The organism is Muribacter muris, from assembly GCF_004569585.1.
Classification (GTDB): Bacteria; Pseudomonadota; Gammaproteobacteria; order Enterobacterales; family Pasteurellaceae; genus Muribacter; species Muribacter muris.
In genome coordinates this window covers 1-14,247 of the sequence record NZ_SPPA01000034.1, presented here as the reverse complement: position 1 = coordinate 14,247, position 14,247 = coordinate 1, and the positions used below count along the sequence as shown (strand labels likewise).

The window sequence follows — 14,247 nt, the reverse complement described above, 5'->3', positions numbered from 1 at the left end:
ACCGGCTGGACTAGATCTAAATAAGTAAGTTTTTGATTTATAATAGTTTTATTTGTTGTAAAAAATCATTGTGTTCCTAACTGTGTTCCTAAAATCTAAAATCAGTTCAGAGGCTGATTATTGTGGTGGGGTATTGTAACCGATCTGCCAAAAATAAAAAAATCTACGAAAAAAAACTTTTTGAGAAATTGTCCCACCTATCTCACTCTCTCACTTTTTTAGATTTAACATTTTGAATTTAAAGTGATTTTTCATAGGTGATATAATTTGGGGAGGTGAGATACTTTCTCACTATTGGCTATTATTTATACAAAAAGCCTAGCAGTTTGCTAGGCTTTGGGATTAGTTATCCCAGTCGTTTATGGTGTGTTCCATATTCACATAGTAGATATTAGTAATGTATATCCCTCCTTTCTGCCGTGTGCGGAGCGGGTGGGGGCTGTTTCGCTCTTTTAAGGCATATTCAAACGCTTGCTTAAATCGGTTACGTTGCAGTGGATTGATGATGCCCATTCGTTCGCAATAGTACAAATACGATGAATGTAATGCTGTGCGGTGTGCTTGCGGTCTTCGACTACTGCCAAGGGTTAAGCCGTTGATGATTTCTCGGGCTTCGAAATGCTTCGCAAATTGGAGGATATGATCCGTTTCTTCCTTAACTTCCAACGCTTCTTCACTGGTTTTCTGTGCTTCCAGTAAGGCTTTCGCTGTCATCGGGTCGGGGAACGTATCCAGCAATCGTCGGACAATACCGCCCGCTTCTTGTTCCAGTTTGTCTTTGAGGTGATAATCTTTCTCGCTTTCCGTTACCACCTTGTTAAATTGGAATATTACCCGCCGCCGTGATGTGCCGCCTTTTTGTTCCTTGAAGATAATCGGGCTGTTGCCGGTGATCAAGAAAACGGCTTTCACCACGTCTTTAAATGCCCCTTTATACAGTGGGCGAAAGCTAATCGCATCGCCGCCGGTAATCGACCGCAAAATGCCGCCATCGCTAATATAGCTCTCTTGGTCGGGTGAATAGCACAGGGTTTTGTCGATTAAACCGCACCGCATTGTCGGGCTTTCTAAATCTTTCAGGCTAAATGCAGCGGTGTTTTCTTCCCCACCTGCCAAGATTTTCGCTAAATGGTTGAAGATACTTTTGCCCGTGCCGCCTTCGCCGGTGATTTCTAGGAAGAGCTGCCATTCATAGCGGTTGGTGAGTATCATATACAACGCCGCCAAAATGCGATCACGCTTTTCTACTTTACCATCACTGACCCAATTCAGCCATTTGTCAAAATTTGGGGTCGATGTAGGGTTAGCGAAGTAATCAATATTGATGAACGAGGTCAGAAAATAGGCTTTATCGTGTGGCATAAATTCACCCGTTTGCTTGTGTAAAATGCCATTGGCAAAGGCAAGCAAATGCGGATCACGCTTTTCCATTCGCTCGGCTTCATACTTGAACAAGCTCAACATTTTTTCAATACGGCTGGCTGTGTATTTGGTGATGCCGTATTCTAGAAAGAAATTACGGATAAGGCGACCCATTGCCACGTCTTCGACCGCTTCCCATTTCTTGCCGGTGTAGTGGTAGAGGGTCTGTAACTGCTCGTGATAGTAGATAGGCTTTTTGTGCCATTCCATAAAAGCGACTAATTTTTCATTATCGCCCATTGTGTCGAACAGTTTCGCCCGCTCTGCTTTACGTTGTTCCGGCGTTTTATCGGCTTCGGCTGCGAGTTTTGCCCGCTGTTGCGTGTCGGTTTCTGTCCGCAGGCGGTGAATATAACTGCTTAAATTTTCGAGCAATTGCCCCGCTTCATCGGACATTATCACCGTGCCGGCATTCGTTTGGTTCGCAAGCTGATCGCACAAAATGATGATAATATTTTGCGATAACGGCTTAGCATTGTTGCAACGTTGGATTTCTACATATTGCACCGTTGCCGGCACAATTTGGTAAGCGGTGAGATCCGCCAGTTCATCTTCAGATAGCACAATCGGCGGGGGCAGTTCCCCCGCAGGTAATACTTGATTTAACTCAATTTCCGCTTGTGGTCGTGCTGTGTGCGGTGCTTTGGCAAATGCCCACGCTTGCGAGCCGACAAGGATTTTACATTCCGTTGCCCCCTGCGGTTGTTTTTTCAAATTCGGGGCTTTTTTGAGCTTAGTGCTTCGTGCCATTTCCACCCCCTGCATTTTCGGCTTCCAACGCAAACAAAATGTGATTGATGATGTGTGAAAACTGCTTCACAAGGAAAAATCCCACATTGCAACTTAGAATGTTTTGTTGGATTTCTTCATCGGTAAGTATTGCCACTAATTTGTTTACATCACGAGTGGGTGGAAGCGGGATTTGTTTTAGCAGTACATTATTCAATGCCTTTAGCTCTTCTACCATTTTCAAAGCTGAATTTGGCTTAATCAGTGCAATACTGGCAAGATTTTCCGCCAATTCGGTAAAAGCCGCAGCAGAATAGGGAAATGTCGGGTTATCCGTGCCGTTTGCCACATTGTCAAAGTGAATGGCGATGGCTTGCTGTTCTGTTTCGGTAAAGTCGCTCCAGTCGATAATGTCGTTTTGTCTAGCCATTGCTTATACCTCCCCCAAGTCATTTAAGCCGTTATTCATCAATACCAACACGCCGTTTAAAGCTGAAATCAGCGTGTAGTCATTCTCGGCTTCTGCCACTTTTGCAATTAGCTCAATAAGTGATTGAGCTTGCCATAGGGTGTTTAGTGCATTACGCAGATAGTCTTGACCTTGTTCGTCTAAGATGTAGTTTTTTTGCTTAGCCATTGTTTACCTCCTCACCCAGAATAAATGCGAGGCGTTCCTCAATATCGTTAATTTGGTGTTCCAGTAGCGAACTTATCCCTTTTAGTGCGTCTTGTATTTCGCACGCTTCTAGGCTGTCTAAATCGGTGCGGGTGTGTAACACATTGATTAGGGTAGCAGGCTGCCAAAGGCGTTTAATTTGGCTTTTTAATAGGTTGATTTGGTGGGGTTGATTACGCATAAACCACCTCCATTGCGTTGAAAGTGTGGGCGTTGAATGCACTATCGGGCAGGCGTCCGACCAGCAAGAGAACATACTCTCTGGCTTTTAAGGCTCGGGCTTGGGTTTCGTTGTGCGCAAGAATGCGGATTTGTTCCGCTTTGGTTTTGTCGTAGTGTTGGCGAGAAATGCCGATGAATTGGTAAATCATTGTGGATAGTCCTTGTATAAATATTTCAGGAACTACCGCTAAACTTTCCAGGGTTTGGGCGGTAGTGCGTAACGGGCTGGAAAACCGTCCTACAAGGATAACGGCAAAGGGCGAACCTTTCCCATTACGCACCACCATTGAGAGACGCTCTGTACCTCTTGAGGTATCTGGGCGTTCTTTGGGTGTGAAAAGACTACGAACAAAAAAAGCACAGTTGGCGTGCTGTTCGCCTTGTAGTAAGTTAAACGAGTTTCCAGGCTCGGCACAGGATTTTGCCTGTGCGTTGCGAAAAGTAACGGATTTTGAACCGCTTGTAAAGTGTTTTTGGTGATTTTTTTGATATGTGGTAAAATCCGCCACAGGTGTTTTTGTTTCTTTCATTCCTTAATTCCTTGAATGGTTGCCCCGCTCGTTGCGGGGTTTTGTTGGTTATTAACTGTTTTTGATTGCTAAAATAAATTCGGCAAGGGCGGGTAGTTGCCAAAAGAACAGGGCAAAAGCCGTCCCAATTCCTACCGCTTTTAAAAAGAATTTAAAGCCTTTGTATAGCTCCATTCCTGCCGCATCAGCTCCTTGTTCGCTCATTTTTCCTCCTAGTGTGAATTTTGTGATGAATTTGATAATGCTCATTGATGCCCCAAAAGCCCGTTCGCCCGTTGGATTTGCGATTCGCTGATTAGGGTTAGCTCGGTGTAGCCTTTGCGGTATCGGTTGGCTTTAAGTTTGCCGTTGTAGAAGTTGGCAATTTTGTGTACCTGTTCACTATCGGCGACTAAGTAGCGGGTATATAATCGCCCTGCGGGGCTTTCTTCCCTCACTCGTTTTAACTCGATGCCAAGCGCGCGTTCAATTTCGCTGATTTCGTTGCGGGCGTTGAGAAAATGCACTTCAAAATAGCTCTCTTTTTCGCTGATCCCTAAATGGGCGTTTGAGATTAAGGCGTGGCAGATGGTCATTAGTCGTGTTGCCATTATTGCCCCCTTGTGGCTTCCTTTGCGGCAATCCAGCCGTCAATTTCAGCTAAGTTCCAGCGGATATGATTTTGGGAGAGCCGGATCGGCTTCGGGAATGTCGGGTCTTCACGCATTAAGCTGTTTAATTTGGTGCGTTTGCAGCAAATGCGGATCATTACGTCATTGGTGCTACCCCAAATCGCTTGAATAGGCTGTGGTTTATTGGGTAGGGGGATAGATTGTGTCATTGCTTACCTCTCGTTGTTAAACAGTTGATTTCGTTGTTTGGTGTAACGTTACGGGAGGTATTAAAAATGAATTTAAGCCTGATAAGTGATAACTTCTCATAAAATTTTGGGAAGTTACAGATAGATTTTTCCTAAATATAATCCATTGAATTTAAAAGAAAATTTTGGGGCTTAAAAAGAGGATATTTTTTCCTAAAATCGTACAAAGTAAGTATCTAAAAGGCTTGAGCTACTAAAAACGTGCCGAAATTCTACCTTTTTTTGCCGAATTTTATCGGGTTATTATGAAATAATATGAATTGATATGAAATAGATTAAAATGATACGAAATGAAAAAAGGCGATTACTCGCCTTTGTAATAACTGCTTATTTCAGTAAGTCGCCTTCTATAACCATCAACGCCTTTAGGCTCTAAAGATTCTATTCTGATTTCCATTGCTCGTTCTGCAATTAAATTAGCAATAGCAGAATTATTTGGAAGCCCATTTGCCTTTTTGTATTTTTGACAATGATTTGCTAGCTCTTCAGCCAAAATTGCAATCATTTGTAAGTGTGTTTCTCTCTCAATAGAATTATATTTACGTTCATCAGATTGACTATTTTCTGTTTTAGCAAAAGTGCTATTCAACGCTATATTGATTTCAGAACGCAGTATTCCGTATGTTTTAGCTTTTTTCTCTGACCTAAATCGTCCATTACGACTAGCAAACTCAAGGCATTCAGTTACTTTGCTATTCCAAAGCGATTCTAAGGTATATGCAGTAAATGGTGGTTCTGTGAGAGTAAAAAATATTTGGTTATCATTTTGGGTTAAGTAAGCATTAATTCTAGTTAAAATAAATAGACTGGCATTTTTAAAATCTAGTTCTTTTTCTTCCATTAACTGATTTACCAAGTCATAAACAGAAATAAAATTCTTGTCTATCTCTTTCTGAAAGCGATCTTGTTCTTCTTGAAATGTCATAAATGCCCCTTTCGCATTTGTCCTTATGAAAGAAAACCCGCCAGCAAGTAAGGTTCTCGTTTTCGGTGATCAGCCTAGGCGGGTTTAATATTATAATTGCTGTTGAGCTAATTCTTTTTCCTTTCGCACCAATAGTGCTTCTATTCGTTGTCTAGATTGTTCCGCCGTTAAATATCGCCCGGCTTGAATATCTTCACGCCCTTTGCGGATTTTTTCCGCCAAAAATTCATCATAGCCTTTCTCTTTCAGCATAGGTTCACCTTATTATGAACAATTACGATAGGCTAAATGTAGCAAACTGTGAATTTTTTCGCAATGAAAATAGGCACTGTTGGAAATCCTACATCGGTGATAATTTAGCCGAGAGGCATTTTCTCCCCTCGGTCGATATTTGGACATAGCCGGATTTCCGGCTTTCAATGGATAGGCATTGACCGATAGCGAAAATCCGCTATCGCTTAAATGTTCAGCGAAGCCGGATTTCCTGCTTCGGTTGGCTTTAAGCGTTACCTAAAATTTGGACATCGTTATAAATCCAAGCCGTTAAACGCTGCTAACGCTTGTCGTTGGCTGTCGGTGAGTTCAAGGGCGATTTCGCCGTGTTCAAGCTGATACATTCCCAACGCCATTAGAAAGGCGATGACGGGGTCGATTTTGTTCGCCGATTTCTTTTTGTTGGGCTTGATGTTGGCGTTAGCGTCTGTTTCCATTACCACGTTTGACAATGCCCACGTCAGCACGGGGTCGCCATTGTGTTCGATTAGCTGACGGTTGATTAGCACTTCGGCTGATTTTGCTACGGGGCTGTAACGTTGGTAGGTCTGCGGGAAGGGTTCAACCTCTAAGCCGTAGCCTTGTAACTGGGTGCGGAGGTGCGTAGCGTTCCACACATCAAAGCCAATCATTTTGATATTAAAGCGTTCGGCGTCTTTGAAAATATCGTCTCGGATTGTGTCGTAGTCGATACAATCGCCTTTGGTAAGGCGTAACCACCCCATTCGCTCCCACTGTTGATAGATGGCCCGATTTTTATTTGCCACGTTTTTAAGCTGATATTCGGGTATGTAGTGGCGGGTGAGTAGCCGCACTTTGTTGTCGTCTGTCGGGAACGTGTAGCAGACGCTTGTTATATCGTTAGTTGAGGATAAATCCAGCCCCATATAGCAATCCCGACCGTGTAAACTGTCTTCATCATACGACCGCTTGCACTGTTGCCAGTTGCCCTCGCCCAGCCACGGGGTCGAGCCGTTGCACCACACATTAAAACGTTTGGTCAGCATTTCGACCCATTCGGACGGTATGCCACGGGCTTTGGCGATGGTATGCTCAAAATCTTTGTGTGGAATGGATTTGCCGATGTTGGGGTTTGCCTTGATCCACTGTGTCGGGTCGTCCACTTCGCTTTCATCATCAAGTTCATAAATCAGTATGAATATACTGTCGTTCTGTTCTGTGCCGTCTAGGATTTGGCAGCAGTAGTCGTAGTGCTGTTTACAGGCGGAAATGGTGTTACTGCCGGCAGTGGTAATGGCAAAGAGTAGCCCCTCCGGTCTTGCCCCTTGTCCGAGTTCTAGCGCACTGTACACGCTGTTGTCGGGGTGGAGGTGGTATTCGTCCACAATCGCAAGGCTTGGGTTCGTGCCTTCAATGGTGCTGGATTTGGCAGCAAGCGGTCGCATTAGGCTGTTATTTTGCGAAAAAATCAGTTTGTGCTGTTGGATTGTGAGTCGTTTTCGCAGTGGCTTGCTAAGGGTCGCCATTTGTTTTGCATCATCAAATACGATGCGGGCTTGGTCTCGGCTGACGGCGGCGGTGTAAATATCCTGTTGGCCCGCTTCCATTACTAAAAACCAGTTGGCCAGAATGGCAGCGATGGTGGATTTAGCGTTCTTGCGGGCGACTTGGATATAGGCGGAGCGGTATTTACGCAGTCCAGTGTCTTGATATTTAAAGCCGAGCAGGTTCGCAAACAGGAAGATTTGCCAGTCGGCAAGTTCAATCGGCTGCCCTCGCAAATGCCCTTTGACGTGCGGGCAAAGGCGGGAAAACTTGATAAAGCGTTCGACCGTTTGTGCATCAAAGTGATAATCGGGGTTGGCAAGGTCGGTAAAGTAGCGGCTAACGGCTTGTTGTATGCGTTTACAGGCGATAATCTCACCGCTTGCAACCTGCTCGGCGTAGGTGTGCCATTGGCTCATAGTGCGTCTAGTTCGTCCTTGTCGTCTGTGTCAATCGGGGTTTTGCGTCTGCTGACCGGATCAAAGCCGAGCAGGGACGACATTTTGATGATGATTTTTTCGGCTTCCGATTTCGCTGTGAGGGCAGGGTTACGGGCTTCCGTGCCTTGACTGTTTTTAATGCTAAAGCCTCGTTTTTGAATATCTTTTACCGCTAACACATAGAGGGAATAATTTTGGCAATAGAGTTCAAGATTTTTATAATCGACAGGCGTGATATCGGCTCTTTCCGCCAATACTTTTACCAATATTCGCCATTCATTTTTTGCCACATCATCGAGATAATCGGGCGGCTTTGGGATTGTCTTTTTTATCATTGGGTGTCCTTAAATTGTTGTGGTTGTAATCTCCTTAAAATTCAGGAGATTGGCTCAACAGTGAGCTGACTTATATTTTCTAAAAAATTGCTGTGCGTAAAAATTTGAGTAGGAGGGCGGTTCTTAGCCTTTGGGCTTTTCTTTTCAAAACTCCCCCTACCCGTTGCAATCGTTCAAAGTTTATACAAAACTCAATTTTGAGCTTTGTTATTCGCTTTCCTGCTGTGTGGTAATTTTCACCATAAAGGTATAGGGGAAATCACCATACCTGATAAAAGTATTTCAGTTGTGTACATATGTACACAGTTCAGTTATAGACATATGGCATCAATCGTTTCGATAACGAAACAACTCAGTTGTGGTGATATGACCACGACTAAATTTACCGACAGGTTAGAGATGATCAAATACAGGCTTTTTTCATCTTCAAGCCTTGAATAGTAAGGCTTTGAACCTTGATCACAGGTCGCAGGTTTGAGGTATCACGATTTCCGTTATTCCCGTTCAGTTATGGCGATATCTCCACGGCTGATTTACTTTTTCGCTCCATAGCCTCGTTTGTCGATAACCCGTGTCTTGTAGCTGTGGCAATCTCGGCATAAGGCTTGATGATTACTCTCAACCCAAAAGAGCGGATCAGCCTGTCCGTTCTCGACGGGTTTAATGTGGTCTATTACGGTTGCCGGCGTGTAACTGCCTTTCGCTAAGCACATCACGCACAGGGGATTATGCTTTAAATAGCTGGCTCGATATTTCGACCACCGATAGTCATAACCCCGTTTGGCTGCACTAGCTCGTGTGTCCTTTGGGCGTTGGCTGTGTTGCTCACATCTTCCCGACTTCACACGGTTTCGGCAGTTGGGGTAACTGCAACGGCGTAGCGGTTGTATCGGCATAATCTCCCCTAACATATACCGAGTTCTCGGTGAACATTCCACAGGCTGCTAATCGCTAAGGGAACTTGGTGTAACTGAATATCCGCTACTGCTTCCCGATTAGCATAGAGATGCCCGATAAACATCAAACAACCGACCTTAACCCCTTTTGTGAAAATTACCGTTTTGTCTGTGTTTTCTTCACCCCACGTTTTGCCGATATGGTGTTGTGCCGCTTCTAATGCACTGTCCGCTAGTAAGGTCAGCAGTTCATCATCAAGATCGTGTTCAATGCGCAAGTGAGCTTTGATTTCCTCTAAGGGAATAATCGGTTTACTCATTAAGTTCGCTCCTGACAAATAAGCTGTAATTCTTCGTGGCGTTCTTTACTATCAATGATATTAGTAATTTCAAAGATGCGATCACCGTATTTCACCCGCATAGTACGATCAAGGTTTGAACGGTATCTAATCCGGATACGGCAGACTTTTTCGCCTAATTGCACCGCACCGGAAAAAAATTCTCGCCCTTGTAACGGTTCAATGCTAGCCCGCAATTGGGCAATATCCTGCCATTCTTGGATCACGCCGCCATAGCTGTTTTGTCTGCTCACCTGCTTTTGTAGCGTGATCACCTTATCAAATTTCCCCGCTCTCACCATTCTTGCCATTTTGATTGTCCTTTTCTTTAATCTCGACCGTCTGTTTCCACGCCTGACTATATTCATCACCACCCGCATAAGGGAGCAATCCCTCACGCTTGCGCACTTCATTCGGGCTTAAAATGCCACTCTTAATTGCTACCTCATAGCTTGCAAAGCGTTCTTGCTGATTGGTGCGAAGGAGGTCGCTAGTGTCAAACTCAATGACATACCGTTTTTTGCTTTGGCTGTTTAAATCAATCATCAACGCATCTTTTAATTGCTGTTCAAAATTGACTAAATGCGGCCGCAGGGTTTGCCCTAAAAATGCCCGACTGGCTTCGCTAAAGTTGGCATAACTGGAATGGCTGTAATCCTGTAAGAAAATCGGGCTGATGTTGAAAATGCGGGCAATATCTTCAATCGTAAATTTACGACTGGCTAACCACTCCGCATCTTGGTTACTCATTCCGAGCTGCTTATAGTCCATTCCGCCTTCAAGGATAGGGATTTTTCCGCTGTTCTTTGCCCCCTGATAGCGCTTCAAGGCTTCCATAGCCCGCTGCCCTTTGGCTTGATCGAACCAATCGGGCGTGGTGATGATGCCGCTTGCCATTAAGCCGTTTTTCATTGTCGCTGCCCCGTGCCGCTGTTGGGCTAGTCCCAGCCCGACTGCTTCACGGCAAACGGTAATCGGCGAACGCCCCATAAACCCATCACTTGAGGCATAGCGTAAGTGTAGGATTTCATCTTGTAGGTAGTTTTTTACCTTGCCGTTTAAGTCGGTAATTTGATACAGGTAATTGCCGGTGATTGTGCGTTGGATATTGACGGCGTGCGGCGGGTACGGGGTTAAACTATCGGGCTGCCCTTTCTCATTCCAACCAATCACCGCATAGGCATTGCCGGTTAATAAAACGTGCCGCATCATCACTTCTTTGAATTGATACGGGGTTTGGTTGCGGTTCGGCATTTCATTCAGCAAATATTCTACGCTGTGATGTTCCACCCGTTTCCGTCCGTCTGCATTCACTTCAAACAGATAGCAAGGCATACTGGCGACCGCTTGGGCAATCACATTCACCGCATTTAACACGGCAGGCAGGGCTTCGGCAGTTTGTGGGCTGACAAATTCCCCTGCGCCGGTATTTGATGCCCCCATTACCGCCAACACATCATCAATCGTCAGACTTCGGGTCTCATTGGATTTGCGTTTAAACAAGCCAAACATCACGCCCCCAATACCTGCAACCATTTACGGCGGTTGTCATCTTGCCAATTTGCAACATTTTGCCCTTTAGCGACCGCTTGCGATCGTTTCAAAATTTCTAGGCTGCTGTCGGGATAAGCCGGAATACTGGTTACGGTGATTTCGACCAGCTCCGCTTGCTGTACCGTGCGCAAATTCGGCTCGACACTAAAATCCCATTCATTCTTAATCGTGCGAAAACCAAAGGACATTCCGCTAATATCACCCCGCTCCACGCTGACTAATAAATCCCGTCCCAGTTGATTATCCGGTGGGGTGAGTTCAAAGCGTAAGCCGATGTTATCCTCGTGCAGCTTGAGCGTGCCGCTTGTTGTTCTCCCGAGTAATTTGGTGTGATCGTGTTCAAACAACGCCCGCACATCAGCCCCCGTTGCCAACGACTGACTAAACGCATTCGGCGCAAATCGTTCGACATATTCACCCCATAACACTTCGCTGTGCTTGTTCCATTGCACCACATAACCGACTAGGGTCTTGCTTTGACTGTCGGCTTCAAGGGTAGCGGAACGGATTTCAATTTCTGTCATTATTTCCACCTGTTAGGCAAAAAGGGCGGTCATCATAACCGCCCTATTGATTAGGCTTTCGCCTCTAACACTTTGATAGCGTTGCTATCGACTACGCCACCGCCTAAATACTTGTCCGTGTGGACTTTATAAAAGCCCGGTTCGGTGATGTTGTCCGGTTTGGTGCGTGTACCGGTTTCGTGATCGACAATGGTATAACCCCGTTTGAAATCCCCCACCGCCAAGAACGGGTTAGTACCGGTTGCATCGGGCATTGTTTCGAGGTAATAAACCGGCAAGCCGAGCAAGGTGGACGGACTGCCGACCTGTAAACTGTCCCGCCAAATATAATCCCCGTTGCCGTTTTTGAGTTTTTGTAACGTGCCGGCAGTCTGTGAGTTCATCACCCACACTGCATTTTTGCGGCATTTGCTATGAAGCGAGAATAAGAGATCAATTAAATTATCCGCAGTCAGTTTTGCCGGATTGACCTCCATTTTCTGTAATGTGTCAAACGGACGGTCTTTATCTTTGGCAGTAGTGCGAGGGTAAGCCAAAAAGCCTTTTGCCTTTCCGTTACCTGTGCCGTTAGCTAAGTCATTTTCTTCGGTCTCGGTGAAGGTATCGGCAATTTCATCGGTCAGCCAGCCTAAAATATCCACGCCGCCAAAATCTAAAATCTCTTGAGTGGTTTTCGGGTAAGCATAGATATTGTGCAGAGCGATAGAGACTTCGTTTATCTGTGGCGTGTTGGTTTCGTTGCGAGCTTGCCCCTCTGCTCCCCGTCCGACTGTTGCGCCGCCCACGGAAACTATTTTTTTGTACTCTTTCGAGCCAATCGGCAAACGCACCACATTCGCAATCTGACGCATTACACTGTCATCGGTCAGACGTTGCATTACCGCTTTGTCTAACTGCGGGATCACTGAATAGCCACCGTCCGCCCCGCCGTTGGTATTGGTCGCTAAGGCACGGGTTTCACCCGTTTTTAACCAGTGGCGCAGTTCTGCATTGCCTAATGTCTGACGGCTGCGATTTTCGCTGTTCTCGCTGCCTTTGTCGGTTTCTGCATTTTTTTCTTCCTCGACCACTGTTTCTAAGCGTTCGATTTCTTTTTTCATTTCATCAGCCTGCTTTTTCAGCGTATCAAATTTGCCTGCTTCGTCTTCGTTTAAAGAACGGTGTTCTTTATCGGCATTTTCCAATAATGAACGCATTTGATCGGTTAATTGTGTTTTTTGTTGGCGTAGTGCCAATAATTTTTTAAACATAATGGTATCCTTAAAATCATCTTAATTAAGACGGCTTGAATAAGCCCATAGAGCAATATAAGGACAAAAAGGCGGGAGTAAATAGCCTAGATTTTGAGCGATAATCTACGACAAATCACGAAAGCTAAATTTACAAAACTTTTTCTAAACCATTTTGGCTGTCTCAAATGGTTATTTGAGATACTCACTTTCTCACCTTTTGCTCACCTCTTATTTTCTCTATATATATCAAATATTTATTTCTTTTTTAGGTGAGAAAGTGAGAAAGTGAGTAAAAAATAAAAAGAAATATTTTAGGAATAAAAAAAGCCCCGTATCAAACAGGGCTAAATGTTACTTGGCAAGGGTCGATCGAATAGAGCATTGCTCCACATAATCGCCCCATAATTGCATTACGGGTTTACGTTGTTCAAGATAGTTTGAGCGGTTATAGGCTTGACTAACTTCGCTTCCTACTTGGTGGGCTAAACAGGCTTCCGCTACTTCATAACTAATATCTTGTTCTGCTAAATAGGTTCTGGCAATCGCTCTTAATCCGTGGGCTGTTTGTCGTCCTGCATAGCCCATTTTCTTGATCGCATTATTGGCAGTTTCTTTACTCATAGATTGATTAGGTTTGCTGTAATGGGAGAAGACAAACTTTTTTGAACCAGATATTGTTTTCATCTTTTCCAGTAATGCGATCGCTTGGCGAGAGAGTGGCACGATGTGATCTACTTGCTTTTTCTTAGTCTTTTTTAGCTTTTCGGTAGGAATAGTCCAAAGACTATTTTGCCAATCAATTTCAGTCCATTCTACGCTGACGGCTTCTGCCGGGCGAACCATTGTCAGTAGTTCCCATTGAATAAGAATTTTAGTGGTGAAGTCTCGATTAGAATTATTGAGGTCAGAGAGAAATTTAGGGAGTTCGCTAGGGTGAATAGCAGGGTTATGTACTTTTGGTTTTTTACTAAAGGCTTCCCCGACCTTTTCGCAGTAATTGAATTTGAGTAAGCCAATATTAACGGCAAAATTTAGGATTTGATTAGCAAGCCTGATGATACGGTGCAGGGTGTCTGTTTTCCCTTCGGCTGCTAAATGTTGTAGGCTGTGAATGATGTGCATTGGTTCGATATGGTTGATAGGGTAATGCCCTAGTTTTGGGAACAAATGCTTTTCTAAGCGTAGCCAATTCTTTTCCATTGTCAGCGGCTCAACGTCGCCGACACGTTTTACCCGCCAACGTTCAGCGATATTGAAAAACGTATTTTCATTTTGCCGGCATTTTTGGTTTTCCTGTTCTTGCCGATGAATTTGCGGATCAACGCCTTGGGCTAATAAAGCCCGAAATTCTTCACGCATAGCACGGGCTTGAGCGATAGAGATTTCAGGGTAAGTACCAATACCTAAATTATTGCGTTTATTTGTGATCGGGCGATAGTAATTGAATAGCCAAGTTTTACTGCCGTTTGTTTTAACCCTTAGAAATAATCCTTGACCGTCCATAAGGCTGTAATCTTTATCTTTAGGTTTGGCTTTTTCTACTTCGGTATTAGTTAATGGTTTGGTTACTCTTGCCATAAAATTTTACCTTTTAGGAACACAGAATTTAGAATATTATAACCCGTGTTCCTAACTGTGTTCCTAAAATTCACGGTTAAAAACGAAAAAAAGCGATAAATAACGATAGGTAAAAAGGACTAAATTAGGCTTAGGTGCTTGATTTATAAGAGTTTAAAGAGAAGTTACGAAAGGTCGTGATAAGTAGAATGGTGCGACCGGCTGGACT

General features: G+C 44.4%; 19 protein-coding genes. All 19 read right to left on the bottom strand.

What is annotated here, in order from left to right; genetic code table 11:
* Positions 1-342: 342 nt before the first annotated feature.
* On the bottom strand, positions 343-2,172 hold the full coding sequence (locus E4T80_RS11640; protein WP_167740732.1) for a DNA primase family protein: 1,830 nt from the start codon (positions 2,170-2,172) through the stop codon (positions 343-345).
* Entirely contained in the window at positions 2,156-2,581 is a 426-nt protein-coding gene (locus E4T80_RS11635) for a hypothetical protein (protein WP_135058577.1), read from the bottom strand. The genes E4T80_RS11640 and E4T80_RS11635 overlap by 17 nt, the downstream gene beginning before the upstream one ends.
* A gap of 3 nt (positions 2,582-2,584) precedes the next feature.
* Positions 2,585-2,788 carry a hypothetical protein gene (locus E4T80_RS11630; RefSeq protein ID WP_135058575.1) on the bottom strand — a complete coding sequence of 68 codons (204 nt, stop codon included), beginning with the start codon at positions 2,786-2,788 and terminating at the stop codon, positions 2,585-2,587.
* Entirely contained in the window at positions 2,781-3,008 is a 228-nt protein-coding gene (locus E4T80_RS11625) for a hypothetical protein (protein WP_135058573.1), read from the bottom strand. Before E4T80_RS11625 ends, E4T80_RS11630 begins: the two co-directional genes overlap by 8 nt.
* Positions 3,001-3,579 (bottom strand): host cell division inhibitor Icd-like protein, encoded by a 579-nt coding sequence (locus tag E4T80_RS11620; protein WP_135058571.1) that lies wholly within the window; start codon positions 3,577-3,579, stop codon positions 3,001-3,003. Before E4T80_RS11620 ends, E4T80_RS11625 begins: the two co-directional genes overlap by 8 nt.
* 51 nt (positions 3,580-3,630) lie before the next feature.
* Positions 3,631-3,783 (bottom strand): hypothetical protein, encoded by a 153-nt coding sequence (locus E4T80_RS12855; RefSeq protein ID WP_167740731.1) that lies wholly within the window; start codon positions 3,781-3,783, stop codon positions 3,631-3,633.
* A 41-nt stretch (positions 3,784-3,824) separates the two neighbouring features.
* On the bottom strand, positions 3,825-4,169 hold the full coding sequence (locus E4T80_RS11615) for a hypothetical protein (protein WP_135058569.1): 345 nt from the start codon (positions 4,167-4,169) through the stop codon (positions 3,825-3,827).
* Entirely contained in the window at positions 4,169-4,399 is a 231-nt protein-coding gene (locus E4T80_RS11610) for a helix-turn-helix transcriptional regulator (protein WP_228064777.1), read from the bottom strand. The genes E4T80_RS11615 and E4T80_RS11610 overlap by 1 nt, the downstream gene beginning before the upstream one ends.
* A gap of 343 nt (positions 4,400-4,742) precedes the next feature.
* Positions 4,743-5,363, bottom strand: coding sequence for a hypothetical protein (locus E4T80_RS11605; protein ID WP_135058567.1), 621 nt, complete (start codon positions 5,361-5,363; stop codon positions 4,743-4,745).
* 90 nt (positions 5,364-5,453) lie between these two features.
* Positions 5,454-5,615 (bottom strand): hypothetical protein, encoded by a 162-nt coding sequence (locus E4T80_RS12850; protein ID WP_167740730.1) that lies wholly within the window; start codon positions 5,613-5,615, stop codon positions 5,454-5,456.
* A 275-nt stretch (positions 5,616-5,890) separates the two neighbouring features.
* Positions 5,891-7,561: a terminase large subunit gene (locus E4T80_RS11600; protein WP_135058565.1), complete on the bottom strand. Its 1,671-nt coding sequence runs from the start codon at positions 7,559-7,561 to the stop codon at positions 5,891-5,893.
* Complete coding sequence (locus E4T80_RS11595) at positions 7,558-7,917, bottom strand: phage terminase small subunit P27 family (protein WP_135058563.1); 360 nt, start codon at positions 7,915-7,917, stop codon at positions 7,558-7,560. Before E4T80_RS11595 ends, E4T80_RS11600 begins: the two co-directional genes overlap by 4 nt.
* Positions 7,918-8,450: 533 nt before the next feature.
* Positions 8,451-8,813, bottom strand: coding sequence for an HNH endonuclease signature motif containing protein (locus E4T80_RS11590; protein ID WP_135058561.1), 363 nt, complete (start codon positions 8,811-8,813; stop codon positions 8,451-8,453).
* A gap of 8 nt (positions 8,814-8,821) precedes the next feature.
* On the bottom strand, positions 8,822-9,133 hold the full coding sequence (locus E4T80_RS11585) for a head-tail connector protein (protein WP_135058559.1): 312 nt from the start codon (positions 9,131-9,133) through the stop codon (positions 8,822-8,824).
* Positions 9,133-9,462, bottom strand: a complete 330-nt coding sequence (locus E4T80_RS11580; RefSeq protein ID WP_135058557.1) for a phage head closure protein — start codon at positions 9,460-9,462, stop codon at positions 9,133-9,135. The genes E4T80_RS11585 and E4T80_RS11580 overlap by 1 nt, the downstream gene beginning before the upstream one ends.
* On the bottom strand, positions 9,431-10,663 hold the full coding sequence (locus E4T80_RS11575; RefSeq protein ID WP_135058582.1) for a phage portal protein: 1,233 nt from the start codon (positions 10,661-10,663) through the stop codon (positions 9,431-9,433). The genes E4T80_RS11580 and E4T80_RS11575 overlap by 32 nt, the downstream gene beginning before the upstream one ends.
* Complete coding sequence (locus E4T80_RS11570) at positions 10,663-11,232, bottom strand: HK97 family phage prohead protease (RefSeq protein ID WP_135058581.1); 570 nt, start codon at positions 11,230-11,232, stop codon at positions 10,663-10,665. The genes E4T80_RS11575 and E4T80_RS11570 overlap by 1 nt, the downstream gene beginning before the upstream one ends.
* Before the next feature lie 47 nt (positions 11,233-11,279).
* Positions 11,280-12,479: a phage major capsid protein gene (locus E4T80_RS11565; protein WP_135058555.1), complete on the bottom strand. Its 1,200-nt coding sequence runs from the start codon at positions 12,477-12,479 to the stop codon at positions 11,280-11,282.
* 333 nt (positions 12,480-12,812) lie between these two features.
* Positions 12,813-14,039: a tyrosine-type recombinase/integrase gene (locus E4T80_RS11560; RefSeq protein WP_135058553.1), complete on the bottom strand. Its 1,227-nt coding sequence runs from the start codon at positions 14,037-14,039 to the stop codon at positions 12,813-12,815.
* Positions 14,040-14,247 lie beyond the last annotated feature (208 nt).